Origin of the sequence: Priestia megaterium (assembly GCF_009497655.1) — a bacterium.
Taxonomy (GTDB): Bacteria; Bacillota; Bacilli; order Bacillales; family Bacillaceae_H; genus Priestia; species Priestia zanthoxyli.
The window spans coordinates 3,540,151-3,564,755 of record NZ_CP023317.1; the positions used below are offsets into that span (position 1 = coordinate 3,540,151).

The window sequence follows — 24,605 nt, forward strand, 5'->3', positions numbered from 1 at the left end:
CATCCGTTTTACACGTACACATAAATGAAAATTCCCCCAAAGTGTAAAAGTGGCAGAAACTTTCTTATTAGAAGATTATGTTAATAAGCTGAGTTAGAGATGATATGACTTGCAGTCAGATAAAGAGATCATCTCAACATAAAAGAACAGCACTAAACCTGCTGAGTATCCATAGGTTTAGTGCTGCTCGAACATTTTGTTTTTTTAAAAACAGATATTGATTTTTACAGAAAGATTCATTTCTATCGGGAATAACTCTTTATTTTTTAGTTAATTTATAAACAATGTTTAGCTAGTAAAAATTAATCCAACTTTTTTATAATTTTTGCGGGGTTCCCTCCCACTACTACATGATCTGGAACATCTTTTATCACAACAGCTCCGGAAGCGATTACAGCATTATGTCCAATTGTAACGCCTGGATTGATGACAGCTCGTCCCCCAATCCATACATTATCTCCAATCGTGACGGGCTTGGTATATTCAACTTCTGTAATTCGCTGTTCTGCATTCACAGGATGAGTATTCGTATAAATATGTACGCCCGGTGCCATCATGCAGTTCTTACCTATTGTAATTCGTCCCCCATCTAAAAGTGTGCAGTCAAAGTTCGCATAAAAATTTTCTCCTACGTGGATATTGTATCCGTAGTCGCATCGAAAGTTAGATTCAAGGTAAATGCGTTCTCCTGTTGAACCAAATAGTTCCTTTAGTAACTCGGTACGCTTTTCATAATTCGTCTCATCTGTACCGTTAAACGAACGAACAAGCCTTCTTGCATCTTCCCGGTCCTTTACTAATTCTTGGTCTGCTGGAAAATACAGCTCGCCATCCACCATTTTTTCTTTTTCAGTTTTCATTGATTCATTCTCCATTCTTGTTATCAAATTTCCCACTAGATTGAATTCGTTTACATTTTATCATGATAGTCAATACAAAAATAAGATGTTTATAGATTCCGGTCAATAGCTCGAACACAAAAAAACTAAGAAACCACGCTGCTTTTGTACCATGGACAGCTACTAATTACTTTGTATATGTTTCCTTAATAATCGAAACAGACGCTGCTCCCGTAGCAAGTAAAATACCTGAGATTAAAATCATGCCCGGCATAGAAGATCCGATTATTGGGAACAAAGCAAAACTCAAGCAAGAAGCTATAATTTGCGGCAAACAAATACTTCCATTAAATAACCCTAGATATGTTCCCATATTCTTTCCTGACAGGGCGTTGGTAAGCATCGTGAACGGAAACGTCATCATAGCAGCCCAAGCGATGCCAATTAAAATAAATGAAGCAATCAGCATCCATTGATTGTGAATAAAAAAGACAGATCCAAAACCAATACCGCCTAGCAGTAAACTAAAAGCATACGCTGGCTTACGTTTGTTGTTGGCTACGCGTGACAAAACTAGTGACCAAATGACTGCGGCAATCGACTGTACAGCTGATAAAATGCCGAACCAGTTGCCAGCTGCTTGATAGCCGGAGCTAGACGGCTGATTCGTATACCAAACGTTTTCAGCGACTGCACCTGTACCGTATGTCCATAAATATTGAAAGCCCATCCAGCAGAAAAATTGAACAAGTGTGACCGTCCAAAAAACCTTTGGAGCGTTGCGAAGCAGTTTAAAAACGTTTACATTTTCTTTTGTAGCTTCATCTGGAATACCATGGTATGCTGCAAATTCTGCAGGTGAATATTCTTTTACTTTAAGTATTGTAAATAAACTACAAATAATTAACACAACGGCTCCAACATAAAATGAAATAACAACTGATTGTGGTACTACTCCTTTTGGTGCACTATTTGATACGCCTAATACCGTTAAAACAAAAGGGAAAATACAGGCTAGCACAGCACCGCTGTTTGATAGAAAACTTTGAATAGAATAGGCAAAACCTTTTTGCTCTTCATTGACCATGTCTCCAACCATCATCTTAAATGGCTGCATGGCTACATTTGATGATACGTCCATAAACAAAATAGTGATGGCGCCAAAAGTCATAGCAGCCACCGCACTAAAACCAAAACTGCCGGCGTTTGGCAGCAAACACATAACAATTACGGCTACAATTGCGCCAATCAGTAGATAGGGTATACGACGGCCAAGCCTTGGCATCCAGGTGCGATCTGAAAAATAACCAACTAAGGGCTGAACCACTAAACCGGCCAACGGCGGTAAAATAAAGAAAAAGCCTAATGTAGTTGGATCAGCACCGATTGTTTGAAATATACGTCCCATATTTGAACTCTGTAATGAGAATGCCATTTGTACACCTAAAAATCCAAAACTAATTAACCATATGGTACTGATCGGTAGATAAGGTAAGTTTGGCTGAACGCTTTTTTCACTGGTTTCAACGATTCTTTCTTCTAACATAACTGCCTCCTATGATTCAATTAACAGCCGCAAAAGATAGATGTTCTGATGTAAAGTGCTACGACATTCGTTGTGAACGTTTTCAAAACAACGATGAATACTGTAAATGCTAGTGTCTTTGGCTGGCTGTTTTCTATTTTGCTAGATTACCTCAGGAATACGGCATAACTAATAGTCCTGTCTAAAAATGCTGTTTGAGTATGTAAGAATTTTCACTATCTGCTCATCCGTAAGCTGCTGACTATCGCTTATACCTTCTTGAAAGTTTCATAAAATCTAATTATTAAAAACATTAGAATACTTTTATTTGAACATTATATACTAAACTAATAATTTAATGCAATCGTTTGCACAAATTATTTTTTAAATATTTAAAGACCTTCGAATCTCGTGACACTTTGCTTACATACTCATTATCATCGCTTTAATATTTCTAAGTAAAAGGAGGCTTTACTCTTGAAATCTTATAAAAAACCCAAAGAATATACGTATTCCTTGGGTTTGAGTTCCTTTAATTCACTTAATTTCCTTCTGGAGCAATCCATAATAGAACAGAGATTATCTGTAATATAACTTTAACTGAAGGTTTTTGTAACCATAAGGATTATAAAGAAGATAACCGCGAAGAAAAATCCTTGACTGACAGGGCTAGTAGTCTTTTTATCTAAGGATTTTCGGGTAAATAGCTTGAAGAACAATGGAAACAGAATGCCTCCAATGATTGCTGTAATTAGTGCTTTAACTAACATCCAATACTCCTTTCTAAAAACTGTTAATATCCGTATATAGCTGGTTCAGTAGAGAAAACAACATCGCTCCATTTCCCGGGCAAATATTTTGGTAACCAATAGGAATGTTTAAGAATTGATCCCTTTAGCTATAACACTATTTTCTTATGTAAAAGGTTTTACAATTAAAAGCATAATAAACATGATAATCGCAAACAAAGCTCCCTGAAGAACAAAGTTTATTGGCCTATGAGTAGCTTCATTTGCTTTTAGAAAATACTTTGAACATCTTGTATGCATCATTATTTTTGCACATAAGCTAAATAAAACACCCGCACTGATTGAAGCAACTGCTGTTTTTAAGATATAAATTCACTCCTTTCTAAAACAATTGAAGGATACCCATAACTTAACATAAAAACCTAAATCCTACAAAAAATCATAGAATTGAAAACGTATGGTAATCGCCCGTAAACCATTCGTTTACAGACGAAGACGAAACTGTGAATTAGGCTAAGAAATTTTGTGGAAAACCGCTTATTTTCCCACTTATAGACGGCTTGTCTAGATACATTCATTTCCCCAGCTAAGTCTTCCCTGGACATCTTTTTCTCTTCTCTTAACTTCTGCAGCTGTTCCCCTAAATTCACTTTCATCACCTCTAAGGCTTAGCTTACAATAAATATGTAAAAAATTTCATAAATGCTTAGTAACAAGCTGCAAACCATTGGTTAACACGGCAGATATAAAGCGTACTCACTGGACATGTACAAATTCAACAAAGAAAAAAAGCTAGCATAAAGCTAACTTTTTTAAGTTAGAGATAAAGGCAGGCTAATAATTAGCAACCGCCAAATCCTCCCCAACAAGCACAGCCGATAATGATTAATAAGATAAACAGCACGATAATTAAAGCAAAACCACTGCCACCTCCGTAACCGCAGCCGCCGCCGTAACCATAGCCACAACCTCCGCCATAACCGCCAAAGAACATAAACTTCACCTCCTTCTTCTTCATACATTTAGCATATGATGAAAAACGAAATGTGCTCCACGAAGTGGATAAACTACGTTTTATATCACTATAAAAAAAACAATAACCTTTTAGTTTCTTTTACATACAATGAAGCATCCTCAGATCCCATATATGAGTTTTACACCCTCTGCAATAGAGTGTTTGAATTCCGCCCAATCAGTTCTATTGCGTATAAAAGCACTCCCTCACAACCTCGAATAAAAAAGTCTTTCTCAAATTAGAGAAAGACTTTTTTATTGTTATTAACAGCCAAATCCGCGGCCGTAACAGCTGCATCCAATAATGACAAGAAGAATAAACAGAACAACTAATAAAGCAAAACCAGAACCAGCTCCACCATAACTAGACATACAAACACTTCCTTTCGTGATATTTAACTAAAGGAAAAAACTTTAAACTTACATGGGTTAAGGTATTATATGTAGACATAGCTCATATCGATTGGATTTTGGTCTAAAATGGGCTATTTTGTTTAACGATAGCTAAATAACATCCTAAGTTTCACATAGTAAAAACCCTTCATTGTTAAAATGAAGGAGCTTTTTTGGCTATCAGCACCAAAGACGAGGTCTAGGAGGACAGCTTGGAGCACAAAAATGTTGGTGCGTTTCCTGACATACAACGGATTCTGTATGCGGGAATGAGTGCATATATTTATAATTTTTTTGATAAACATTTGTAGTATGACTCGGATGCATCACTGGCACAAACACATCTTGACCAGTAAAAGATGTATTTTGTTTAACTGGGTCATACTGAGCAGGCATGGTTTGAGGAGGCAATTGACCACAAGGTTTAGCTTGAGGATAACCACAGTTACCTTGCTGAGGATACATAGCGCCGTGATAACCACCGTAATTAGAGTGCTGATAAGGATAGTTGTTTCTCATATTAAAAATCTTCTCCTTTCTGTTAGTAGACTCCTATTACTGTATGTGAAACAACCATAGAATGTTTGGACAAATACCTAAAAAAGACCCTAAATAGTTAGGGTCTTTTTTACTAAGAGAAAAAATGTGTATCCTTAGTAACATAGCTATGATACTAAGAAATAAAAGGTTTTTTAATGCCCATTATTCCTCAAGATTAACATCCATCGCTCCGTTATCAATATTATTTAAAATGGTTTTGTTTTTATCGTCTAATTCATTACGTAAAAGTGAATTACGCGTCGCTTCGTATAAATCGTAGCTTCTTTCATCAACTGGAGAATTATGATCTTCACATATCATTTTTTCTGATTCTTTGGATTGACCTCCCATATCAGTCACCTCCTCTGTATAGTATGTGAGTTGATTAGAAAAAACATAATAACTTTATCTGCCCACTGTTGAGTAAGGTTTAATCAACGGTTAGCTGTTTCTGTATATTGTGTTTACATATGACCTTAGGTGGACACAACCATTTCTTGAGCGTGCTTTTGGATGATTTCTGGAACTTCCAGCAGTGAATGAACGGTTATTAATTTACCTTTTGGCGCAATATCAATTTCAACTTGGTTATAGCTCCACTCCAGTTCAGAAGGTACGTGAATCGCATGTATTCCAACCTCTACTGCCGGTCTTATATCGGTTTTTAATGAATTGCCAATCATCCAAGTTTTTTTTGGATCGTACTTAATTTGGTTTAGTATTTCTTTTAATGCAGGCGTATCTTTTTGTTCAGAAATAAATGCCCTTTTTTCAAAGTATTTAGCTAGCTCTAGCTGAACAATTTTTCTACCTTGGTTTTCCTCGTCTCCACCTGTGTGTAAGTAGAGATTATGTCCTTGTTCTTTAAGCTTATCTAATACTTCATACATATTTGGCAGAGGCTCTATCGGTACTTCAAATACACTTTGGCCAATTTTTTTGACTCTTTCGACTCTATCTTCATGAATATCTTGATGATTTTGTTCACTAAAAAATAAATAAGTAGCTACTAATGATTCTGGAAAACGGGAAGAGTGAAGGCCATACTTTTCGATACTTTTTAAATCTATCTCTAACTGCTTTTGTTTTATCTCTTCCTTAGTCAGATTTTCAAACCATTCCTGCAATTGAGCCACAAAAGCATTTATGGTGTCTCTAAAATATTTATTACAGTGAATAAGCGTATCGTCTAAATTAAAAAGTAAGGTTTGCTTCTGCATTTCGTGAAATCCTTTCTACAATGGATGTACAGACAATATATATATATAAATACTAACCGCTTTACCTATCCACGCCTAAAACCAAGATGAATTTTCCAATACCTTAGGCACAAGCAATTGATTACTACACTGAAATAAGAATATTTAGTGGAAAGATCCTTCTAACATATAAAATAGAAGGATCTTTTTATAAAATAAAACGCTGCAGAATATTCCTGCTAATAAATATAACGTTCAAAATGTTCTCTATTCATATTTGTTTTGAACGTAGAAGTACTCAGTCCTGAACGATTTATTAGCGGTTGGTTGCCTTCGTTTTCTTTAGGTATATTCATTTCAAGACCTTGTATAGTGAAAGGATCATACATATACGTTGTTCGTTCAGTTTCCGTATGCGACATTAACTTCACCTCTATTAATAGCCCTCGTTTTTTTAAATCATGTTAACTCGTTTACAGCAGATCCTCGAATAAAAATAGCTACGTTTCATAGGTCTTTTCGCTAAAAAAAGATCCGCCGTTTTCTACTTTTTTTATTACGTTGTAATTTCTTGTGGCTCTTCGCCTTCAAGGTCAGTAAAGAAATTTTCTAAGGATTCCCTTGGGTCAAGAGCACGTCCGTCTTCTTCGACAATACGGTTAAGCGTAGGGTCATTATTGCTATCTTTATTTTTATAGTTGTTATAATCAACTCTTTCTGCAATTCCTGAATTATCAACGTCTTTAAAGTCTTTCTTTGGCATAAAAACACCTCCTAGCCCTATTGTTTGAAAATTTGAAGATAAAATAAGTGGAAGGTTAAGTTATATTTTTATTTCCCCAGAATTAATTAGATACTTGTTGCTAAGAGATATGTACAACATGCTTAATTGTTTTACGAAATGGGGAAACTAAAACGTCAAAACTGAATTTACAGAGGAAGAATAACTAAACACACTTCTTAAAATAGCTATAAAAAGCAATCATTTTTATTAATCCAAAGACTAATTCTTTAAAGAGTTAGTCCTTTGTCATTCAATTAGTATACTCATGAACATGAAAAAAGAATGACAAATGAACTGTCATTCTTTCTCCTACACATGGCAAGCGTATAGTTTTCTTCACAAGGAAATGAAACATGTAATTCCACTTTTCACAGCGCAACTTGTTTCTACTCTTTAGTATCATTAAATGATAAGGTCTAAACATCCACAAATTACCATGTATATACTTCTTGGCCTCTAGGAAACTTAAGTAAAACAAGGAGGTGACACAACATGGCAAACAACAAAAGCAGCAACAACAACGAATTATTAGTATACGGTGCTGAACAAGCAATCGATCAAATGAAATATGAAATCGCTAGCGAATTTGGTGTAAACCTTGGTGCTGATACAACTGCACGTGCAAACGGATCAGTAGGCGGCGAAATCACAAAACGTCTTGTGCAATTAGCTCAGCAACAACTTGGCGGCGGACGCTTCTAACTAAGACAACTTTATAATTGATGGCTGAAGGAAGAATGGATCTCCATTCTTCCTTTTTGTACGAATAAAAAAGGAAGGAGAGATTATATGCAGCAAAATCAACCGGCTAAAGAAAATGCGGGCTTTACTGAAAAATCAGCAGCTTCTGCAACAAATGCACAACAAGTAAAACAAGAAATCCAAAGAGACATAAATGAAGGGCAAGGTGCAATGACTTCTCGAGAAGCAGGCGCAATGCGCGATTAAAAAAACACTTTAAGCAGTTTTTAATCACGGACTCTTTGTATAAGAACCTATAAAAGTACCTCAATTAACCGAGGTACTTTTAGCAGTCTACTCTATTTCGACGGGGGAAATACTGTGACTTCGGGTGTGTTTCATTAGGTCTATACTGGTGAAACACAAAGGCAAACGGTCTAATCCCCAATATATAAAAGGCGAGCCTGCCTTGTCCACCTGAAAAATAATTAGTTTGTATTTTGTCCCTCGCCATTCAGCCCTTCTTTTATGTACGCGTTAACCTGACTATTTGAAAGCAACCCAATATGTCCAATGCCATAAAGTTGAATATATTTCTATATCTTGAACAAACGAATCAAGACGCCGTGAAGCATCTAACCATCTCTTTATTAACATAATACCAATTGTTAGAAACAACATGTAAAAAAGCTCTCTATCGAAAGATAAAGAGCTTTTTCTTATCAACGAGTTCTCCATTTTGACAAAGATTAAGTGTATATCAATGGATATTGCATAAAATAAGTAAACAAGACCATATTAAATATGAATGATAGGTATAAAAGTGTATTTTCTTCCAATCATAGGAGATCGTATATGAATAATTATAAAAATGACAATACTGCAAGACGCTATATTGCTCATGTCAGTATATTTGGAACGACTCAAATTCATTTAAGAAACCCCTATATTGTTGCTTGGTGGTCAGCAGCTTTTCCTGGGTTTGGACACTTGCTACTGTCTAAATACCTTCGCGGCTTTGTGTTATTTATATGGGAGGTCGTCATAAACCTTAAATCTCATGTAAATTTAGCAATGATTTATTCTTTTCAAGGAAACATTGATATGGCCAAAGACGTGCTTAATACAAGATGGCTTCTTATTTATATTCCCGTTTATATTTTTGCTATATGGGATAGTTACCGAACAACCGTTGATTTAAATAAAATATACGTGTTAGCTGAAAGAGAAAATCATCGGTTCAACTCCTTTAGTATAGGAGCCATGGAAATAAACTATTTAGATAAACGGAATCCCATCTTGTCCGTTGCCTGGTCCTTTTTGATGCCAGGTCTAGGACAACTTTATATTCATCGGATCATTGGTGCTTTCTTTGTTATCATTTGGGCAGTCATTTTCTTTTATTATTCCCATCTACTTGAAGGGATTTCTCTGCTATTTTTAGGAGAAATAAAACAGGCTACTTCCGCTTTAAATAAAGAATGGCTGTTATTTTTCCCTTCCCTATATGGTTTTGCTACTTTTGATTCCTACATGAATACTGTTGAGAACAATAAACTTGTGGAAAGAGAGCAAAAAAACTTCTTCGAGAAAACGTATCAACATCCAAGCTTTTGTATTGTGAAAGGAAAAAAGGTGGAGTGAAAACATGCAGATCTTTTCTACATTTGAATACTCCAGTTACATAGAGTTAGCTGTTTCGGAGCTAGAGAGAAAAGGGATAAAGAAAAGGGATATATTTATTGTTCCTCTTAATAATCGAACAGAAAATCGCCGGATTTTTGATAGCCTTCATCGAGCAGATGGAGTTTCTCTTATTGATTTAGGAATGGCTTTAGCCACAGCCTTTTCCGTCATTGGTGCAAGCATTGGCTTTAAACTAAGCTGGGGCCCTATTTATTGGGGAATTATTAGTGCTTTTATCGGATTTAGCTTAGGATTGGGAATTAAACTATTTATATTTAAAGTAATCAGGAAAAATCAACGACTTCTGCGTGGCAAACATTCAGAAGTCATACTCATTGTGGATTGTCGTACGGTGGATGCCGAAATGGTTGAACAAACTTTGTGGAAAAACCTTGCCTTAGGTGTTTCAAAAGTTAGATCTGATGGCTTATAAAAATAAGTCACCATCGTACAATACAATAGCGAGATGCAGGATGAATGAATCACTATTCAGGATTAGAGATAACTTCCTTAACGGTTTGAGGGATTGAGGGAGTTTTCCTGTTTTTAAGCTGTATACTCTTCAATTAGCATAATTTCATTTATTAGAACCAAAAAAGCTCTTAAAAAGAGCTTTTTTGGTTCTAACATATGTTAAATGCCATTCTACCATCCTCTTTGATTTCTTAATGTGGTAATATGAGCAATATGATGCTTTCCATGCCAAGCGTAAGTGGCTATTAATTGCTCAATCGTCACTTCCCCATTTTCAGGATGGTGGATCATTTTCTTCAAATCTTTTTCATCAAGTGAGTTTAAAACTTTATGAAGACGCTTATGTAAAGCTGAAAAAAGTTGAAGAGAAACTTCTATCGGTAAATCATTATCAGGCAGAGTGGACCAAGCTACTTCATCATAGGCCTTAATAGTAGGTGCTTGCTCTGTTAAGCCTAATTTAAAACGAGTATAAGCATTCATATGTGAGTCAGCTAAATGATGGACAACTTGACTTAATTTCCAACCGCCTTCTCGATAAGGCGTAGCTAACTGCTCGTTTGTCAGCCCTTCTACAGCATAAGCTAATTGCTTTGGTGCATCTCCAATGTCATGAATCCAACCTTGAATATCTTCTTTCTGAATATTTTCCTTCACGGTAAATTTTCCAATAGGATATTGATTAAACATACTTCTTCCTCCCTTTCTAATTTTGTTAATATCTAGTATAGCACTCTATATGAAAATAAACTTGAATATTCAGAATAAACAACAGACGGATAAAGTGTTAAAAATAAATAAAAAAAGATCTTCAGCTATTGGAAGATCCTTTTTGGATAGTTGCTTTAAGCACTTGTAATCTTGACTGAGAATCATTGGTTTGCCTAATTACTTTTTCCACAATGTACTGATATCCATATAAAACAACGGCTAAAACCGTAGTCATCCCCCAGTACATGCTTGGCGACATCTTTTTCATTTTAAAGATGCCCACTTTTTTCAAAGCACCGCCAAAAGGGAAAATATTAAACCAGTCTAACACCGTATTGGCAAGTATGTATTTTAGAAAAGAGCCGTACGTTAGCTTAAATATCCAAAGCGTTCCTATTAAGTGCGGACCTAAAATATAAGTAAAATCTATAGGTGCTTTAGGAAATAAAGGATTGTTGTTTCTAAACCATTTTTTCTGATTAGCAATGACGGTAAACACAATGATGAATAAGTTAGCGAAAGTAGCTACAGGCAAAAAGCGGACAAATGATTTTGTTCCTATAAAAGGCGCAGTTAACCATGGAAAGATTAGCACGCTTAAAGAAATGATCAATTTTCTTTTATACTTACGCATGAATTGTCTCCTCAAACTGTATTTTCGTAAATATTATTACCTAAAATTGAAAGTTTATGTAATATACCACAACGATTCCAGACAAAGATAACCTAGCTAACGATGACATACGTTTATTTCTAGTGACGATGGCATTAAAATCCAATCCTCAAAAAAAGAAGCATCTAGTCTTTAAAGACTAAATGCTTCTCCTCCTTTACACCTTATAGATTTCATTAGACGACAGCCAGTCAACGAATTGATGATACGGATAATATGTAGTCCCTTTCAGCTCTATTTTTGGAGCTCCAGGATATTTAGTTAACAGTTCTTCAATTTCACCCTTACTCAAATGAAAGTGATAGTGTAGATCTTTTTCTTTAATCAAATAAGGATATTTTGATTTCCTTTGAGGTTTACTAAAATTTTTTAAACCATCGCCTATAAAATAACCAAGGGCAGCTAATCCTAACGCTAACCAAAAAAAGTTCATTTCCAAAACAGGATACCCCCCAAACATTTCTAATAAATACATTCTAGCGTAAGATTCATAACAAAGAGATCTTACTTTATAAGATCTCTACAAATTAGCCAGTTTTTCATCAGCTATAAACTTCATAAGTATACCTGCCCCTGAAACATTTAATAATATGCTGCTTCCTAAAATAACACCATATAATAATCCAGCTATATGTAATGTTAAAGCTAAAATCAAAAAGACTGTTCCTATACCAACTAAAAATAATCCCAAGCTTCGATTATCCATCTATTTCACCACCAAAAAAATAAATATAGTTATATTTTAACATAATTATAATTATTTCACTTATCAAAAAGAAGGAGAAGCTAAGCTATGTTAGTTTCCCCTTCTTTTTGTAACTCCAGTTTTCATTAAAAACCCTGCGGATATAATACAGGCAGCAGATAAAAGCAACCCTGTTAATCCCTGTTTTAAAATAAACCCAAAGATTATAATAGAAAATGATCCTAAAAAGAACATCAACTTGACTAAAACATTTCTTTTGCTCATTTACCCAATCATCTCGATTCTATATACAAATAATACATATAGTTACTCCCTCTGTTCTCTTTGTCCAGCACTCCAAGCTAACGCTAATATAGAAATCGTTACTACTAGTGCAGTCACCATAACTATATCCACCTCTTATTCCTTATAATTACATTTTAACATAGTTTTAGAATACTGTTGGAACGGAGATTATCCGAAACTGACTAGTATAAAACGGATTACCAGCACAAAAAGAGCATCTAATTACTATAAGTGCTCCTTTTTTAGGTATTAGTACAACTAGACCCCTGTCCTACTACTTTACTTGGTAATAACCTCTGCAAAAAAACGAGTTCTTCGGTTTAATAGCAATTAAAAATGAGTTATAGATATCTGAGCCAGAAATGAATGTATTTATCCAACATACAAATAATAGGATGGATCTAATGTTTCCTGATACATAGAACGACGTAATAGCAGGAACTATCGATAATACAAGAAAAGGCAAGCTCATAAAGATCCAATATCTCGTTTTAGATAGAGTTGCATTTGTATTGAGCCAGAAAAATATTCCGCTAAATGTCAAGCTCACATCACCTTTTTTATATACGACTAAAACGTGCAGACATTCATGAATAGCAAAGACAATCATACCCATTATAATAAGATAAAAGAGATTGATGTGAGTAAAGCCTGCTCCAAAGAAATAAGGTATTGATAGAATAATAATCTGAAGCAAATGTACAAACTTCATATAGTGTTTTCGATACCACGTATTCTGGATAAAAGGTGTCCATTCAGAAAAGTCCATGCTTATTTGTGGCAAGTGACGAAACCAAATGATAATAGGCGTTCCCTCTCCTTCATGTAAACTTCCGCTAATTTCATTAACATAAAATCTCCTACTCTATATTAAGCTTTATGATTTAAATACTGAGTAAGTAAATGAACTGCGCCGTCTTGTTTTTTCTCTACTGCAACCTCTAAAGGTGTTTTACCATCATCTTTTTGTATATCGATATCTGCACCTTTTTCGATGAGAAGTTTAATCATATTTTCATCTCCTAGCAACGAGGCCTCATGAAGGCTAGTCCATCCACCGCTTTGTTTTGCATTTACATCTGCGCCTTTTGTAAGCAACAAGTCTACAGCTTGAATTTGCTGATTTGCTACTGCTGCATGAAGAGGCAGGTTTTCATTCGAATTTTTAGCCTTAATATGAATATCCGCCCCTAGCGACAACAATAACTTAGTGCTATCCACTTGTCCAAAATAACAAGCTAAATGTAAAGGCGTCCATCCATCTGAATTAAAAGCGTTAAGTAAAGATGGCTCTTTATTTAATAAAACTCTTATCTCTTCGCTTTTCCCATTCACTGCAGCATTTGTTATTTGATCAATATATTCCACTTTACATCCCCCTAATATATAGAAATACCTTGATTATATTTCCATTTTATCATAGTTTAGTGGATGAACACGATATACAAACTCAGTTATATAAGCAAGAAGGACAATAAGGAATACGATGATAAAATTAATAATTATGGTTCCTTTAGTTAAGAATGGAGAGTTGGTATGAAAACGAATAAAACCGGAAAATTAGATAGCCACTGGTATGGAGTAAAGGTTCTTTATCAGTACTTCATGGTGGATAAACCTAATCCAGAAAACATTGATGAAAACTACGAAGAACATCAGATATTTGAAGAAAGCATTTTATTAATTAACGCTCCATCATTTGATCAAGCCTATGAAATTGCAGAAAAAAAAGCAAAAGAATGTGAAGACAGCTATACCAACGTTTATGATCAGACTGTAAAGTTCCAATTTATTGAGAGTTTAGATGCCTTCCTCTTATGTGAAGAAGAGGAGTTACCAAATGGTACGGAAGTATATTCACGTTTTTTACACGTACCTAAAAAAGAAAGTCTAGCTAATGTCTTATCTAGGTACTATCCGGAAGTTACAGAGGATGAAACAGACCTGATACGTAAAAACTTCATTTTAAGGAATAGAGATTTTAATTAAAAATTCATATTAAATATAAAGACAAGATGTATACGATATACGAACTTGATCAACATAATGTACTAACTTAAAACATAAGGAAGAGACGCCACTTGCTTTAAATGGCGTGTCTTCTTTTAAAATATTTGAGTAAAAGCTACAATTAAAATCGTAATCCCGCTTATCAACGTTCCGCATTGACCTAATGTAAAGCTGCCGATTTGAACATTTGCTGCTTTTTGCCCCACCATTACTCCTAGCCATACCGTTATAAAACTACCAAATGCTGATGTAAGCGAAATAGCTAAAGGTGATAAACCAAGTAAACCCGCTCCTAGACCGTTTGTAAGTGCATTGGCTGAAAGTGCAACACCTAGCACACTGCTTTCAACCCAGCCAATATATCGTACGTTTTCTTGACCACTACTATCTAGTTCATCAATTCCATTATTTTTTTGGGAACCAACTAATAAAATAATTCGAATTCCAATTAGCGTTAATAATACGACGGCTACAATAACATGGAACACTCCCGGTAAGATTGTTGAAATCCACCTGCCAAACATAATTCCCACCATGCTAAAGAGGAAACAAATAGCTGCTATTAGTAAATTCGAAAGCCATTTGATCCTGATTTTTCGTACTCCATAAGATATTCCTACACCAAAGTTATCTATACTTGATGATAGGGCAAAACCTAAAATGAATAACCATTCCATTTTGTATTCTCCTTTTGATGATAATATTGAGGAAATTTGCTTACTTGTTGCATATATTGTTGATAAACCTTCAATAAAATGAGTACTGCGCGTTGAAAAATATAAAGAGGTGAATCGCAATGTCTAACATCCAAAATGAACAAAGCCTTGGTCTGTTATTACGGTCTTTATTAAAGGAAAATGCTTTATCTATGCGGAAACTAAGCTCACTTACGGGGATTGATACGGCAACTATTTCACGGATTATAAATGGAAAGCAGCAAGCAAATCTACATCATTTAAAGCAATTTGCACACTATTTAAATACGCCTCTTGAAGCATTGATTGATCCTGCTGAAGCTGCTTCAAACCATACAGAAAATGAACTAGAAACAGGCATTCATTACTCCATCGATAAAATTCAAGAAATACTTAAATTTTTTAATATAGCAGATACCAACTTTACGATTGAACGTGTAAAACAAGAACTAACAAAATATAAGCAATATGCACAGACAGACGAAGGACACAGCATGATCATAAATAACTTTCAATCCAAAATAGAGCAAGTAGGAAGCGTTGGTACTTTCATCGACCAATTAAAGCAAATGTATCTTGAATATTGTAGCGAAGAAACCTCAGCCGCCAAGCGCTCTATATTGGGAAGTGCGCTATTGTATTTTATTTTGCCTACCGATATTATTCCAGACTACGTCTTTCCAATCGGTTATTTAGACGATGCAATAGCTGTACAACTAGTGATGAATCAACTTACGGAATAAAAACTGAGTTTTATTAAGGGAACTGAACGCGGCATTCCGCTATTTATTGTGAAAATGGAACTTTTTCTGAACCATGACGATGAGCAGGTAAATACTCTATTGCCTTCTTTAATTTAGATAATTCCTTTGGCACAATCTTTTTAATAATTTTTTCTTTTTTACATGGCTCGCATGACTCATGGTTGCATCTATGTGCACACATACCTAAAGGGATTTTCTCTCCTACAAATGGATCTATATAGACTCCATTTTCAAATAACTTACTCTTAATAAGATGTTCATTTTGCAATCTGCAGCAATTAACACAATAGTACATTTGTTTTCACTCTCTTTCTTATACTTGATTTTGAAACATCTTATGAGAACTCATCAACAGAAGTGCTTGTTCCTACATGAAAAGTTGAAAAAATCTCAACAGGCGTTGATGAATACTCAACACACGTTACTTACAAACATATAGTTTAATCATGACATCACTACGAGTGTCATAATTTGAGGAGAGATAATGATGAAAGCAAGAGGAATTGCTAACGCTTTAATCGGTATTTGGTTTGTTATGGCCCCGTGGATGCTTGGGTTTTCATACGATGCAGGGGCTACGTCAGCAAGTATTGTATTTGGAACCCTTCAAGTGATTATGTCTTTTTGGGGAGTTACTAAACCCGGATGGAATTCATGGCAAAATTGGATTTCGCTCATTACCGGATTATGGTTTATTCTTTTTCCCTTTATTTATTCATTAACAGACGGTGTGTTTTGGTCTAGCGTCATACTTGGGTTAATGACCGTATTACTTAGTTTATGGAGCTTGAACTCTAAAGCAAGATTAAAATTAAAAGCTGTAAGTTAAAAAGCGAATAATATTCCAGTGTTTGCTTAAACTACTCAAGATACCGCAACGTATCGACTATGTGAGAAATAATTCTCCTAGCAGAAAAGCTCCCTACGGAAATAGGGAGCTTTTTCTGCTTTTTATGTAAGGACGGTACATATTTATTTAGTCAACGTAATGTAGTTGATAGAAAGCTATAAAGTAGCAAAGGTAGATCACATTTGCGATCTACCTTTGCTCTCCATTACGGAGTCATCATTACTTTTTTAACACGGGTATCCATATTTCACTTTTAAAGGTTGGCGACGTTACATTTTTATGTTCATTCCATAAGATTTCCGGTCCTTCTACTTGTTCATAAGTTGAGGCCGGAAACCATTCTGAATAAATTCGTCCCCATACATCTTGTAATGTGTCAGGAAATGGTCCGACTGCTTCGAATACAGCCCATGTTCCAGCTGGCACTTCAAGTTGTACTAAATGATCGGGACAATCCTTAGTTGTGGCTACACCGATATAATGGTCCAGCTGCCCTTTTTCCTCCATTCTCCCTTCAGAAAAGTTCACAGATGCACTAAGCAAACCTAATGGTGTAACATTAGAAAGTTCTTTTAATTCACGTATTGTTTCATCGTTCAAGCTTTCCCACATAGCAGCAATCTTTGGATTGACTCCATGAAAGATTATTGGAACTCTTTCTTTAATACCGACTATATGAAAGGCCTCTTTTTCCTCAATTCGATAATTCATTTCATTTCCTCCTTTAATTGATAACTGAAAGGTCATTTTTGGAAATGCTTTAAGTGAACTCCCATTTTTTTTAGCTTCCGAAGGAGTTATACCGTGTAGATTTTGAAAAGCCCTTGTAAACGAATCGGGTGAGCTGTAATTGTACTTGATCGCAACATCAATGACTTTGATGTTACTATCTTTAAGTTCAAATGCTGCAAGTGTAAGTCGTCTTCGGCGAATATATTCTGATAAAGTAATACCTGCAAGAAAAGAAAACATTCTTTTAAAGTGATACTCAGAGCAAAGAGCCAGTCTTGCTACTTCTCTAAAATCGATATCATTGGTTAAATTCTCCTCAATATAGTCTAAAGCTCTATTCATATTTCTAAGCAAATCCATTTATATGACCTCCCTTATTATCAGAATAGCAGGATTTGAATAGACCTATCCGACATTTCATGCACAGTTATGCAGGCTTTTTTCTTCTGTTCATAAGTTTTCACAAACTTAAACAAGCTATTCAAAATGCAATTTTAGTTAACATAATAACTTTCGAAAACAACCAATAAAGAGCCTTAAAGTATAAGGCTCTTTATTGGTTCTCTATTCACCTGTGTTTTTATGAGCAAATCCCAACCAAAATAGCAATTACACTGCATCTGTCATTACATATAAATGGGATGGCGCAATTTTATTTTCTAAAATTACGTATGGATGGCATTTCATTAAAGCGAGCTTAAGAACTTCTGGTACTCTCTCTTCATCATAAGCGCATACTAAATACAATCCGCCTTTATTTACTAATTTATCGGCTTCATTTTCAAACTCTTCTAGAATAGGTATAATTCCTTCTTGCTGTCCCCATTCTACATGAGCCCATATTTGAAAAGATGTATTGTTTTTATAGAAAGGATCTAAGTGTCTAGAAAGGTGTTCAAAGATTATGGCAGGCTGAAAACTTCCACTTGAACAGTAATAATCAAAATTATTAATAGTATGTATATAGGTTAATTGATCTTTAGTTAGAATTCCCTCTAATTTTTCAAAAATTAATGGAATTAATCTTTCACTTTCTATAACTAAAGTATGTCTCTTCTGTTCAATACCCGAAACAATATAAGACACAAGATTGTCTAAGTAACTTTTCATATCGTCAATGTTGTAGTAAATATGAACGCTTTCATTATTCTGTATTAATTGAGCAAACTGATTTTTCAAATATGTACGCTCCCTTATATAAAATCAACCTAAATTTTAAGCCTCTTGAAATAGTAATTTGTTTATCTGTTAGAAAGATTCTACGCTTTGCGTTCCTGCATGTCAAAATTGGATGTTCTTCCCTTTGTTTTGGGGTGGACAGCTGTTTTTAGAACAGTGTATCTATATTGATTGCAAACGTTTGCGACAATTATTCTAGCAGCTTGACTAAAGGATACTATACCCTTTTCAAATACGATTAAAACCTAACAAGAAGTAATTATGGAATTAAACTTAAAAGAGAAGCTCCAACGTTTCTTCTATATTCACTTATGTCCTCTCAAAACCTTCAATTAAAAGAGTTAGAAAAAGACGGGATTGTTCACCGTGAAATCTATAAAGAAATCCCCCCAAAAGTAGAGTACTCCCTAACCGAATTCGGAAGATCTCTCGAACCAATCATTTTACTTATGAAAGACTGGGGAGAAACGCATAAGAACAGAATTATTAATGCGAGAGCAATGAAAAAAGAAGAAATTTAAATATAAATTATATTTATTAATAGATTCGTGTACTTTAGATATAGCCTATACACGAGTAGTTACTGTAATGTAATAAGCTAAAAAAGTGCTTGGATAATGTTTATCCAAGCACTTTTGAAATTAATTATGTATGACTTTTCTTTTTAATTTGTACACCTGTATAAATAGAATTACCTATTAATATTGCGGTTCCTAAAAGCCATCCCACCGTAGGAGAGTACTCAAATACATTTTTCAAAGCCATCCCTAAAGAAATAGCTGCCATTCCTAACATTAATAAAAGGACAGTAATGCCTTGCTGTCTTTGCATATATACCACCTCAGATGCTTTTTCTTCTAATCATTGTTTCCTCGGCTGCTCTTTTTTCCCTACAATCCAAGCTAAAGATAAAATTGAAACAGTTACAACTACTGCCGTCAACATCCCTATATCCACCTCTTCTTCCTTATAATTACATTGTAACATACCTATCATAATTAGACTTAGTTAACTTAAAATATGTTGTTGGTACAAAGAAAAAAACCATATTTCTAGGGCTTTTCATTTTAATACATATAGAGCGTAACTCTCTTCATTAGAAAATCCAAGTTTACTAGCTAATACTTTTGACGCTTCATTATTATTATCGCAATCCCAAGCAGGCATAACGTTCTTTTCTAAACACTTTTTTATAAACTCTTGACCTACTATCTTTCCCAGTCCCCGTCCTCTATAGCTAGGATTAGTCACAATATCGATTTCAGCTATTGTTCCACTATGAAAGATCGACACACATTCAGCGACAATATTTTCTTTATGGATAACACAAACGCCTAATCCATTTTTCAGAAAATGACTTTCTGATCCCCAGTAATCCACTATATATGATTCATTCAAATTCTTACTTTTTCTTAAAGCGTCGGAGTTAAAATCTTTTAACTCATAAAGATCGGGAAGATTATACTTAGAAGGAACTTTTGAAGCAACAAATCTATACTTAGAACGCATCATTTTCTTTACGTACGGTTCGAAAGTCTCGTCAAAAAAAGCCTCCCAGTCGGTCGATGGAGTAAAAACAGTAAAACGTTTTTCCTTACCATAAACATTCTCAACGAAGTAACGATAGAGAGATTTATTAAACACCCCATCATTTCCTTTACCAAATACATAATAGTCACCTGCAGGTATTCTAAGAAATCCTGACGTTGGCCTCATACGATCATTTACATACACAGATCCTTCAATAACATGATTAACGACAGAAAAAGCAAATGTAGGAGTCTTAAATGATGCTTTTAAAATGTTATGTATCTTATCATAATCTTTTGGTTCTAAATAATACATTTTATCTACTCCTCCTTAACAAAGTATATGTTTATATATGTGTTAATTAATACCACACAAGACTATTTTACTGTAAACTGAATACTACAGATTTAACAATATCTAATTTATAAAAATATCGTACATCAACATGTTAGCAGGAGGAACTTATGATATCGCTTCATAGAATTTTAAAATTGCGTGATTTAGAAATCTTCCATGTATCAAGAAATGGAAGAATTATTTCTTATGTAGTTATTGAAGACACTCGAAATCCATTTACAGAAGAAGATAAAAAACTAGATCCATTATGTTATATGGATGCAGAAGATATTGACGCGATTTTAAACGTTTTTAGGATTTCGATCATTAATGATGAAAAATTAAACGAAGAAGATTCAGACCTTATAACATCGTTCTTTTCAGACTTTGTTAATAATACAAATTTAACAAACTTTATTATTAAGGAATACATTCAAGAAGATTTGTATGATCATGAAGTTAATCTAAAATTCTTCAATAAAATGTTAAAGAATATAGGTTCAAATTATAGTATTGAAGAATTTGATGAAATCAACTGGATTTATTTATCTCAGGATTAAAATATAAACTGTGTACACAACCATTCTCTTAGGCACACAGCAAAAAAGAGAACCCTTAGGGAAGTAAGAGTTCTGAAAAAGTCACTTTTATAGAATATGCAGCTTTTTATACATCCTTCATTTAGTTGGTTTTTCATTAGGAGGACCAATTAAATCGATGAATTAAAAGTGCACCTCTTATTCATATGTTAGAACACATCAAAAGTATTATTTATATTTTAAAATATGTTATAGTTTAATTCCAATAATCGTTCATACTTGAATACGTGTGAATGAACCCTTATAAAAAGCAGCCTCGCTTGCCAATGCCGAGGCTGCTTTTTCTTATTTCTTAAGGACTTTTGTCTTAAAAATGGATGTATGTCCTGTGAACAAATACTTAGAAATCACATATTATAGTGTATCTTCTAATTGAAGGAGGTATGCAATTATAGAAAACTTGGTTAGTTATATTAAAGAATTAGGCTTTCCAGTTGCGCTATCTTTTTACTTACTCGTGCGCATTGAAAGCAAATTAGATCGAATTACAGAACTGCTTCAAATTCTTATTGAAAAAAAGGACAAGCAATAAGCAGACTTCTGCTTTTATACCCAAAGCGAACTTGTACCTTCTTTTTCAAGATGCAGCACATCCACTTCTATTCCCCTATCGTATCCATGCTCTCCACCCGGAAGAACAATCAAGCCGTTCGCCGCAGCTAAAGATGAAATAGCACCCGACTTGTCCATGCCAACAGGCGTTACTAAGAGCCTTCCCCCTTCGTCTGTAATTTTTCCTCGCACCATTCTTGTGAATGCGTTAGGCTCTTTAAAACGGCCGTTTAACACCGCTTTTGTTTTATGTAAATGAGGCGCCGGTGAATGTAAAAAGCTGCGAACAATCGGACGTACAAACAGTTCAAACCCGACATAGCAAGCAGATGGGTTTCCTGATAATCCAAACAACAGCTGTCCGTTTCGTTCTGCGACTGTTGTGACGCTTCCCGGTCGCATCGCAATTTTGTTAAACAGCACGTTCGCGCCAAGCTTTTTATAAATAGCCGGTAAATAATCATAGTCCCCAACGGATACGCCGCCGGTTGTCAGTAAAATATCCACTTCTTCAAGCGCTTTTTCTACCGCTTCATAGCAGCGGTCAAAATCATCTTCAAGCTTCCCTAAATATTTCGGAATTCCCCCGCTTCTTACGATTTGTGCAAGTGCCATATAGGAGTTGCTGTTGCGGATTTTCCCTGGTTCTAGCGGCTCGTTCACATCAAGCAGTTCGCTTCCTGTTGTTAACACGCCAACAATCGGCTGCTTCACCACGGCTACATCCGCATAGCCAAACGTAGCTAAAAAAGCGGTGACGCCCGGATTGATGCGCGTTCCTTTTGAAACGAGCACGTCTCCTTTTTTTGTTTCTTCTCCTTTTAACGCAATGTGTTCCCACTTTGAAGCCCGCCTGCTTAACGCCATATACGTTTTGCCTTCTTTTTCATACGACTTCGTTACTTCAAGCATCACAACCGCATCACATGAATGAGGCACTTGTGCTCCTGTCATAATGCGCACAGCTTGAAACGGCTTTAGTTCTTCTTCAAAGACAGAGCCAGCGCCGATTTCACCTACAACTTCGAACTCGACAGAATGTTCATTTGATACTTCTACGCAGTCTTGTGCTCGAACCGCAAAGCCGTCATAAAGCGATTTATTAAAATGAGGCACGTTTTGGTCGGCGATAATATCTTCTCCTAAATAGCGTCCGTAGCTTTCGGTGATCGATACACGTTCGATGCTGCCTTTTCTTTTATATGTCATAACTTTTTCAATTGCTTCAGGAATTGAAATAGGTGTTCTGCTTTCTAACATACATTCTTCACTTCCTTTATGTCTGTTCACTTTTTGCGCTATGGTGTAAAATCATAGCATATCTCACTATTTCTATCATACAACAAAATTTACTGAAAAAGGATGAAAACACCGATGTCTTCTTTTACTCATTTTAATGATCAAGGCCGGGCCAATATGGTCGATATTAGCGAAAAATCTATCACTCGCCGCGTTGCAACAGCTCGTTCAAGCATACTTGTTAACAAAGAAATTCACGAAGCCATTGTAGAACATAAGATCGGAAAAGGCGATGTGCTTGCTGTCGCACAAGTAGCAGGGATTATGGCAGCAAAACGCACGTCTGACATTATTCCGATGTGTCACCCTCTTTTATTAAAAGGCGTAAACCTTTCATTTGACTGGGATACAAGCAATAACGAGTACCGTTTATTAATAGAAGCAACTGTTAAAACGGAAGGCTCAACGGGCGTTGAAATGGAAGCTTTAACTGCCGCTTCTGCCTGCGCATTAACCGTTTATGATATGTGCAAAGCCATTGATAAAGGCATGATTATCGGCGAAACATATCTGCTTGAAAAATCAGGCGGCAAAAACGGTGACTACAAACGTACGGAAGCGTAAAGGAGGTACATAATGAGCGTACATGAACATAAATCCAAAGCAACTCAGCCCGTTCGCTGCAAAGTCATTACGGTATCCGATACACGTACAAAAGAAACCGATAAAAGCGGCGCGCTAATGATCCAACTTCTGAAAGAACACGAGATGCAGGTCGCTTCCTATGAAATTGTAAAAGACGATCAAACGTCGATTCAACAAGCGATACTTGCCGGATGCAGTGCTGAGGACATTGACGTTGTTCTCACAAACGGCGGCACCGGAATTACAAAACGAGACGTCACAATTGAAGCCGTTCAAGTGCTGATTCATAAAGAAATCGTCGGGTTTGGCGAGCTGTTTCGCATGCTGAGCTACACCGAAGACATTGGCAGCGCAGCGATTATGAGCCGAGCAATTGCCGGGACGATTAACGAAAAAGCCGTTTTTTCTACACCAGGATCAAGCGGTGCTGTTCGCCTAGCTATGACCAAACTGATTTTGCCTGAACTTCGCCACGTTGTGTGGGAATTAAACCGCCAGCGCTAACAAAATGCCTATGCTTGCGCATAGGCATTTTCATTAATCATAGTCTTTATGTACCCACTCATCTTCTGGAATGCCTAAATCTTCTCCAGAAAAACGCTCTTCTTTAAACGGATCTCCTCTAAGATGAAAGCCGTTTTGCTCCCAAAAGCCCGGATGGTTTTCATCAATAGCTTCAAAGCCTCGAAGCCATTTGACACTTTTCCAAAAGTACAAATGCGGCACAACCAATCGCAGCGGATATCCATGCTTAGGTGTAAGCGGCTCTCCGTTAAAGGAATGAGCGAGAAGAATATCGTCTCTCAGTAAATCTTTTACTTCAATGTTTGACGTATAGTCATTATCTCCGTGCAGCATGATGTATTTACTTTTCAACTCCACGCCAACTGCTTTTAAAAAGTCTGTAAACAGCACGCCCGTAAATTCATTATCAAGTCTTGTCCATCTCGTTACGCAATGAATATCACATTTCACCGTTGTTTGAGGCATGTTCAATATATCTTGATACGAAAGCGTCACTTCTTTGTCTACCAACCCAAACACGCGAAGCGTCCACTCCTCTAAGTTATACTCCGGCACGTCGCCTTCATGTAAAATAGGAAAGCGCTCTGTCACTACTTGCCCCGGAGGCACTCGTCCTTCATACTTTGGATCAATTTCTGGTGTTTTCATTCGTTTAATACGGTCTGCTTTGTTCATAGGTACCACCTCTTT

The 24,605-nt window shown here is 35.7% G+C and carries 34 protein-coding genes and 3 pseudogenes; 12 read left to right on the plus strand and 25 right to left on the minus strand.

The window, feature by feature from the left end; genetic code table 11:
• Positions 1–302: 302 nt before the first annotated feature.
• The 10 genes and pseudogenes from CEQ83_RS18130 to CEQ83_RS18175 all read right to left on the minus strand — a co-directional run bounded on the left by CEQ83_RS18130 (position 303) and on the right by CEQ83_RS18175 (position 7,022).
• Positions 303–860 carry a sugar O-acetyltransferase gene (locus CEQ83_RS18130; RefSeq protein WP_098112455.1) on the minus strand — a complete coding sequence of 186 codons (558 nt, stop codon included), beginning with the start codon at positions 858–860 and terminating at the stop codon, positions 303–305.
• A gap of 166 nt (positions 861–1,026) precedes the next feature.
• Positions 1,027–2,385 carry an SLC45 family MFS transporter gene (locus CEQ83_RS18135; protein ID WP_028414902.1) on the minus strand — a complete coding sequence of 453 codons (1,359 nt, stop codon included), beginning with the start codon at positions 2,383–2,385 and terminating at the stop codon, positions 1,027–1,029.
• A 1,261-nt stretch (positions 2,386–3,646) separates the two neighbouring features.
• A pseudogene (locus CEQ83_RS18140) lies at positions 3,647–3,763 on the minus strand (helix-turn-helix transcriptional regulator); the annotation flags it as partial.
• Positions 3,764–3,954: 191 nt separating this feature from the next.
• Positions 3,955–4,107 carry a YjcZ family sporulation protein gene (locus tag CEQ83_RS18145; protein WP_013058439.1) on the minus strand — a complete coding sequence of 51 codons (153 nt, stop codon included), beginning with the start codon at positions 4,105–4,107 and terminating at the stop codon, positions 3,955–3,957.
• 284 nt (positions 4,108–4,391) lie between these two features.
• The gene (locus tag CEQ83_RS18150; RefSeq protein WP_081213975.1) at positions 4,392–4,499 is read right to left on the minus strand and encodes a YjcZ family sporulation protein; all 108 of its coding nucleotides are present in this window, start codon (positions 4,497–4,499) and stop codon (positions 4,392–4,394) included.
• A 201-nt stretch (positions 4,500–4,700) separates the two neighbouring features.
• Positions 4,701–5,039: a CotD family spore coat protein gene (locus CEQ83_RS18155; protein ID WP_155017466.1), complete on the minus strand. Its 339-nt coding sequence runs from the start codon at positions 5,037–5,039 to the stop codon at positions 4,701–4,703.
• A 183-nt stretch (positions 5,040–5,222) separates the two neighbouring features.
• Positions 5,223–5,411, minus strand: coding sequence for a hypothetical protein (locus CEQ83_RS18160; RefSeq protein ID WP_028414904.1), 189 nt, complete (start codon positions 5,409–5,411; stop codon positions 5,223–5,225).
• 125 nt (positions 5,412–5,536) lie between these two features.
• Positions 5,537–6,280, minus strand: a complete 744-nt coding sequence (locus CEQ83_RS18165; protein WP_155017467.1) for an HAD family hydrolase — start codon at positions 6,278–6,280, stop codon at positions 5,537–5,539.
• A 218-nt stretch (positions 6,281–6,498) separates the two neighbouring features.
• Positions 6,499–6,681: a hypothetical protein gene (locus CEQ83_RS18170; protein WP_098112452.1), complete on the minus strand. Its 183-nt coding sequence runs from the start codon at positions 6,679–6,681 to the stop codon at positions 6,499–6,501.
• A gap of 134 nt (positions 6,682–6,815) precedes the next feature.
• On the minus strand, positions 6,816–7,022 hold the full coding sequence (locus CEQ83_RS18175; protein WP_028414907.1) for a hypothetical protein: 207 nt from the start codon (positions 7,020–7,022) through the stop codon (positions 6,816–6,818).
• Positions 7,023–7,535: 513 nt separating this feature from the next.
• Here CEQ83_RS18175 and CEQ83_RS18180 point away from each other — a divergent pair.
• A complete protein-coding gene (locus CEQ83_RS18180) occupies positions 7,536–7,745 on the plus strand; it encodes an alpha/beta-type small acid-soluble spore protein (protein WP_047750082.1) in 210 nt (69 codons plus the stop codon).
• Positions 7,746–7,832: 87 nt separating this feature from the next.
• Complete coding sequence (locus CEQ83_RS27210; protein WP_165573614.1) at positions 7,833–7,991, plus strand: hypothetical protein; 159 nt, start codon at positions 7,833–7,835, stop codon at positions 7,989–7,991.
• Positions 7,992–8,212: 221 nt separating this feature from the next.
• On the opposite strand, the pseudogene CEQ83_RS18185 reads toward CEQ83_RS27210, so the two are convergent.
• Positions 8,213–8,314, minus strand: a pseudogene (locus CEQ83_RS18185) (esterase); the annotation flags it as partial.
• 265 nt (positions 8,315–8,579) lie between these two features.
• Here CEQ83_RS18185 and CEQ83_RS18190 point away from each other — a divergent pair.
• Positions 8,580–9,368, plus strand: a complete 789-nt coding sequence (locus CEQ83_RS18190) for a hypothetical protein (RefSeq protein ID WP_028414909.1) — start codon at positions 8,580–8,582, stop codon at positions 9,366–9,368.
• Positions 9,369–9,372: 4 nt separating this feature from the next.
• Positions 9,373–9,843, plus strand: coding sequence for a hypothetical protein (locus CEQ83_RS18195; protein WP_028414910.1), 471 nt, complete (start codon positions 9,373–9,375; stop codon positions 9,841–9,843).
• Positions 9,844–10,055: 212 nt separating this feature from the next.
• Here CEQ83_RS18195 and CEQ83_RS18200 read toward each other — a convergent pair whose 3' ends face one another.
• From CEQ83_RS18200 to CEQ83_RS18225, 6 genes are all read right to left on the minus strand, one after another.
• The gene (locus CEQ83_RS18200) at positions 10,056–10,574 is read right to left on the minus strand and encodes a YfiT family bacillithiol transferase (protein WP_014458796.1); all 519 of its coding nucleotides are present in this window, start codon (positions 10,572–10,574) and stop codon (positions 10,056–10,058) included.
• Positions 10,575–10,695: 121 nt separating this feature from the next.
• Positions 10,696–11,229: a hypothetical protein gene (locus CEQ83_RS18205; protein WP_051418594.1), complete on the minus strand. Its 534-nt coding sequence runs from the start codon at positions 11,227–11,229 to the stop codon at positions 10,696–10,698.
• A 196-nt stretch (positions 11,230–11,425) separates the two neighbouring features.
• Positions 11,426–11,707: a hypothetical protein gene (locus CEQ83_RS18210; RefSeq protein ID WP_025749994.1), complete on the minus strand. Its 282-nt coding sequence runs from the start codon at positions 11,705–11,707 to the stop codon at positions 11,426–11,428.
• Between the two features lie 81 nt (positions 11,708–11,788).
• The gene (locus CEQ83_RS18215; protein ID WP_028414911.1) at positions 11,789–11,974 is read right to left on the minus strand and encodes a hypothetical protein; all 186 of its coding nucleotides are present in this window, start codon (positions 11,972–11,974) and stop codon (positions 11,789–11,791) included.
• A gap of 559 nt (positions 11,975–12,533) precedes the next feature.
• Positions 12,534–13,028: a DUF3267 domain-containing protein gene (locus tag CEQ83_RS18220; protein WP_155017582.1), complete on the minus strand. Its 495-nt coding sequence runs from the start codon at positions 13,026–13,028 to the stop codon at positions 12,534–12,536.
• Positions 13,029–13,129: 101 nt separating this feature from the next.
• On the minus strand, positions 13,130–13,627 hold the full coding sequence (locus CEQ83_RS18225) for an ankyrin repeat domain-containing protein (RefSeq protein ID WP_098999658.1): 498 nt from the start codon (positions 13,625–13,627) through the stop codon (positions 13,130–13,132).
• A gap of 168 nt (positions 13,628–13,795) precedes the next feature.
• Between CEQ83_RS18225 and CEQ83_RS18230 the strand changes: the two genes are divergently transcribed.
• Entirely contained in the window at positions 13,796–14,248 is a 453-nt protein-coding gene (locus CEQ83_RS18230; protein WP_098112445.1) for a DUF4288 domain-containing protein, read from the plus strand.
• A 116-nt stretch (positions 14,249–14,364) separates the two neighbouring features.
• On the opposite strand, the gene CEQ83_RS18235 is transcribed toward CEQ83_RS18230, so the two are convergent.
• Positions 14,365–14,946 (minus strand): manganese efflux pump, encoded by a 582-nt coding sequence (locus tag CEQ83_RS18235; protein ID WP_028414915.1) that lies wholly within the window; start codon positions 14,944–14,946, stop codon positions 14,365–14,367.
• A gap of 119 nt (positions 14,947–15,065) precedes the next feature.
• On the opposite strand from CEQ83_RS18235, the gene CEQ83_RS18240 reads away from it, so the two are divergent.
• On the plus strand, positions 15,066–15,707 hold the full coding sequence (locus tag CEQ83_RS18240) for a DUF1232 domain-containing protein (RefSeq protein WP_155010471.1): 642 nt from the start codon (positions 15,066–15,068) through the stop codon (positions 15,705–15,707).
• 43 nt (positions 15,708–15,750) lie between these two features.
• Here the strand turns inward: CEQ83_RS18240 and CEQ83_RS27830 are convergent, their stop codons facing one another.
• Entirely contained in the window at positions 15,751–16,023 is a 273-nt protein-coding gene (locus tag CEQ83_RS27830) for a DUF3973 domain-containing protein (protein ID WP_049165968.1), read from the minus strand.
• 192 nt (positions 16,024–16,215) lie between these two features.
• Between CEQ83_RS27830 and CEQ83_RS18250 the strand changes: the two genes are divergently transcribed.
• Positions 16,216–16,557: an SPW repeat domain-containing protein gene (locus CEQ83_RS18250; RefSeq protein WP_224980458.1), complete on the plus strand. Its 342-nt coding sequence runs from the start codon at positions 16,216–16,218 to the stop codon at positions 16,555–16,557.
• 240 nt (positions 16,558–16,797) lie between these two features.
• Here CEQ83_RS18250 and CEQ83_RS18255 read toward each other — a convergent pair whose 3' ends face one another.
• Both CEQ83_RS18255 and CEQ83_RS18260 read right to left on the minus strand, forming a co-directional pair.
• A complete protein-coding gene (locus CEQ83_RS18255; RefSeq protein WP_108674268.1) occupies positions 16,798–17,670 on the minus strand; it encodes an AraC family transcriptional regulator in 873 nt (290 codons plus the stop codon).
• Between the two features lie 249 nt (positions 17,671–17,919).
• Positions 17,920–18,489: an MEDS domain-containing protein gene (locus tag CEQ83_RS18260; RefSeq protein ID WP_028414918.1), complete on the minus strand. Its 570-nt coding sequence runs from the start codon at positions 18,487–18,489 to the stop codon at positions 17,920–17,922.
• A 326-nt stretch (positions 18,490–18,815) separates the two neighbouring features.
• On the opposite strand from CEQ83_RS18260, the pseudogene CEQ83_RS18265 reads away from it, so the two are divergent.
• Positions 18,816–19,010: pseudogene (locus CEQ83_RS18265) on the plus strand (winged helix-turn-helix transcriptional regulator); the annotation flags it as partial.
• Positions 19,011–19,134: 124 nt separating this feature from the next.
• Here the strand turns inward: CEQ83_RS18265 and CEQ83_RS18270 are convergent.
• A complete protein-coding gene (locus CEQ83_RS18270) occupies positions 19,135–19,320 on the minus strand; it encodes a hypothetical protein (RefSeq protein ID WP_028414919.1) in 186 nt (61 codons plus the stop codon).
• Positions 19,321–19,551: 231 nt separating this feature from the next.
• Positions 19,552–20,334, minus strand: a complete 783-nt coding sequence (locus tag CEQ83_RS18275) for a GNAT family N-acetyltransferase (RefSeq protein WP_098113624.1) — start codon at positions 20,332–20,334, stop codon at positions 19,552–19,554.
• Positions 20,335–20,483: 149 nt separating this feature from the next.
• Here CEQ83_RS18275 and CEQ83_RS18280 point away from each other — a divergent pair, with 149 nt between their 5' ends.
• Positions 20,484–20,915 carry a hypothetical protein gene (locus CEQ83_RS18280; RefSeq protein ID WP_028414921.1) on the plus strand — a complete coding sequence of 144 codons (432 nt, stop codon included), beginning with the start codon at positions 20,484–20,486 and terminating at the stop codon, positions 20,913–20,915.
• Between the two features lie 439 nt (positions 20,916–21,354).
• Entirely contained in the window at positions 21,355–21,486 is a 132-nt protein-coding gene (locus CEQ83_RS18285) for a YvrJ family protein (RefSeq protein WP_014458777.1), read from the plus strand.
• A gap of 14 nt (positions 21,487–21,500) precedes the next feature.
• Here the strand turns inward: CEQ83_RS18285 and CEQ83_RS18290 are convergent, their stop codons facing one another.
• Complete coding sequence (locus CEQ83_RS18290; protein WP_108674269.1) at positions 21,501–22,766, minus strand: molybdopterin molybdotransferase MoeA; 1,266 nt, start codon at positions 22,764–22,766, stop codon at positions 21,501–21,503.
• Positions 22,767–22,880: 114 nt separating this feature from the next.
• On the opposite strand from CEQ83_RS18290, the gene moaC reads away from it, so the two are divergent.
• Both moaC and CEQ83_RS18300 read left to right on the plus strand, forming a co-directional pair.
• Complete coding sequence (moaC, locus tag CEQ83_RS18295; protein ID WP_028414923.1) at positions 22,881–23,369, plus strand: cyclic pyranopterin monophosphate synthase MoaC; 489 nt, start codon at positions 22,881–22,883, stop codon at positions 23,367–23,369.
• 12 nt (positions 23,370–23,381) lie between these two features.
• Positions 23,382–23,894, plus strand: coding sequence for a MogA/MoaB family molybdenum cofactor biosynthesis protein (locus CEQ83_RS18300; RefSeq protein WP_028414924.1), 513 nt, complete (start codon positions 23,382–23,384; stop codon positions 23,892–23,894).
• Between the two features lie 33 nt (positions 23,895–23,927).
• Here the strand turns inward: CEQ83_RS18300 and CEQ83_RS18305 are convergent, their stop codons facing one another.
• Positions 23,928–24,590 carry a sulfite oxidase-like oxidoreductase gene (locus CEQ83_RS18305; protein WP_028414925.1) on the minus strand — a complete coding sequence of 221 codons (663 nt, stop codon included), beginning with the start codon at positions 24,588–24,590 and terminating at the stop codon, positions 23,928–23,930.
• Positions 24,591–24,605: the final 15 nt, after the last annotated feature.

Coding starts and splice junctions, on each gene's coding strand:
- CEQ83_RS18130 (WP_098112455.1), bottom strand. CDS start 860: ATGAAAACTGAAAAAGAAAAAATGGTGGATGGCGAGCTGTATTTTCCA.
- CEQ83_RS18135 (WP_028414902.1), bottom strand. CDS start 2,385: ATGTTAGAAGAAAGAATCGTTGAAACCAGTGAAAAAAGCGTTCAGCCA.
- CEQ83_RS18145 (WP_013058439.1), bottom strand. CDS start 4,107: ATGTTCTTTGGCGGTTATGGCGGAGGTTGTGGCTATGGTTACGGCGGC.
- CEQ83_RS18150 (WP_081213975.1), bottom strand. CDS start 4,499: ATGTCTAGTTATGGTGGAGCTGGTTCTGGTTTTGCTTTATTAGTTGTT.
- CEQ83_RS18155 (WP_155017466.1), bottom strand. CDS start 5,039: ATGAGAAACAACTATCCTTATCAGCACTCTAATTACGGTGGTTATCAC.
- CEQ83_RS18160 (WP_028414904.1), bottom strand. CDS start 5,411: ATGGGAGGTCAATCCAAAGAATCAGAAAAAATGATATGTGAAGATCAT.
- CEQ83_RS18165 (WP_155017467.1), bottom strand. CDS start 6,280: ATGCAGAAGCAAACCTTACTTTTTAATTTAGACGATACGCTTATTCAC.
- CEQ83_RS18170 (WP_098112452.1), bottom strand. CDS start 6,681: ATGTCGCATACGGAAACTGAACGAACAACGTATATGTATGATCCTTTC.
- CEQ83_RS18175 (WP_028414907.1), bottom strand. CDS start 7,022: ATGCCAAAGAAAGACTTTAAAGACGTTGATAATTCAGGAATTGCAGAA.
- CEQ83_RS18180 (WP_047750082.1), top strand. CDS start 7,536: ATGGCAAACAACAAAAGCAGCAACAACAACGAATTATTAGTATACGGT.
- CEQ83_RS27210 (WP_165573614.1), top strand. CDS start 7,833: ATGCAGCAAAATCAACCGGCTAAAGAAAATGCGGGCTTTACTGAAAAA.
- CEQ83_RS18190 (WP_028414909.1), top strand. CDS start 8,580: ATGAATAATTATAAAAATGACAATACTGCAAGACGCTATATTGCTCAT.
- CEQ83_RS18195 (WP_028414910.1), top strand. CDS start 9,373: ATGCAGATCTTTTCTACATTTGAATACTCCAGTTACATAGAGTTAGCT.
- CEQ83_RS18200 (WP_014458796.1), bottom strand. CDS start 10,574: ATGTTTAATCAATATCCTATTGGAAAATTTACCGTGAAGGAAAATATT.
- CEQ83_RS18205 (WP_051418594.1), bottom strand. CDS start 11,229: ATGCGTAAGTATAAAAGAAAATTGATCATTTCTTTAAGCGTGCTAATC.
- CEQ83_RS18215 (WP_028414911.1), bottom strand. CDS start 11,974: ATGGATAATCGAAGCTTGGGATTATTTTTAGTTGGTATAGGAACAGTC.
- CEQ83_RS18220 (WP_155017582.1), bottom strand. CDS start 13,028: ATGGACTTTTCTGAATGGACACCTTTTATCCAGAATACGTGGTATCGA.
- CEQ83_RS18230 (WP_098112445.1), top strand. CDS start 13,796: ATGAAAACGAATAAAACCGGAAAATTAGATAGCCACTGGTATGGAGTA.
- CEQ83_RS18235 (WP_028414915.1), bottom strand. CDS start 14,946: ATGGAATGGTTATTCATTTTAGGTTTTGCCCTATCATCAAGTATAGAT.
- CEQ83_RS18240 (WP_155010471.1), top strand. CDS start 15,066: ATGTCTAACATCCAAAATGAACAAAGCCTTGGTCTGTTATTACGGTCT.
- CEQ83_RS27830 (WP_049165968.1), bottom strand. CDS start 16,023: ATGTACTATTGTGTTAATTGCTGCAGATTGCAAAATGAACATCTTATT.
- CEQ83_RS18250 (WP_224980458.1), top strand. CDS start 16,216: ATGAAAGCAAGAGGAATTGCTAACGCTTTAATCGGTATTTGGTTTGTT.
- CEQ83_RS18255 (WP_108674268.1), bottom strand. CDS start 17,670: ATGGATTTGCTTAGAAATATGAATAGAGCTTTAGACTATATTGAGGAG.
- CEQ83_RS18270 (WP_028414919.1), bottom strand. CDS start 19,320: ATGCAAAGACAGCAAGGCATTACTGTCCTTTTATTAATGTTAGGAATG.
- CEQ83_RS18275 (WP_098113624.1), bottom strand. CDS start 20,334: ATGTATTATTTAGAACCAAAAGATTATGATAAGATACATAACATTTTA.
- CEQ83_RS18280 (WP_028414921.1), top strand. CDS start 20,484: ATGATATCGCTTCATAGAATTTTAAAATTGCGTGATTTAGAAATCTTC.
- CEQ83_RS18290 (WP_108674269.1), bottom strand. CDS start 22,766: ATGTTAGAAAGCAGAACACCTATTTCAATTCCTGAAGCAATTGAAAAA.
- moaC (WP_028414923.1), top strand. CDS start 22,881: ATGTCTTCTTTTACTCATTTTAATGATCAAGGCCGGGCCAATATGGTC.
- CEQ83_RS18300 (WP_028414924.1), top strand. CDS start 23,382: ATGAGCGTACATGAACATAAATCCAAAGCAACTCAGCCCGTTCGCTGC.
- CEQ83_RS18305 (WP_028414925.1), bottom strand. CDS start 24,590: ATGAACAAAGCAGACCGTATTAAACGAATGAAAACACCAGAAATTGAT.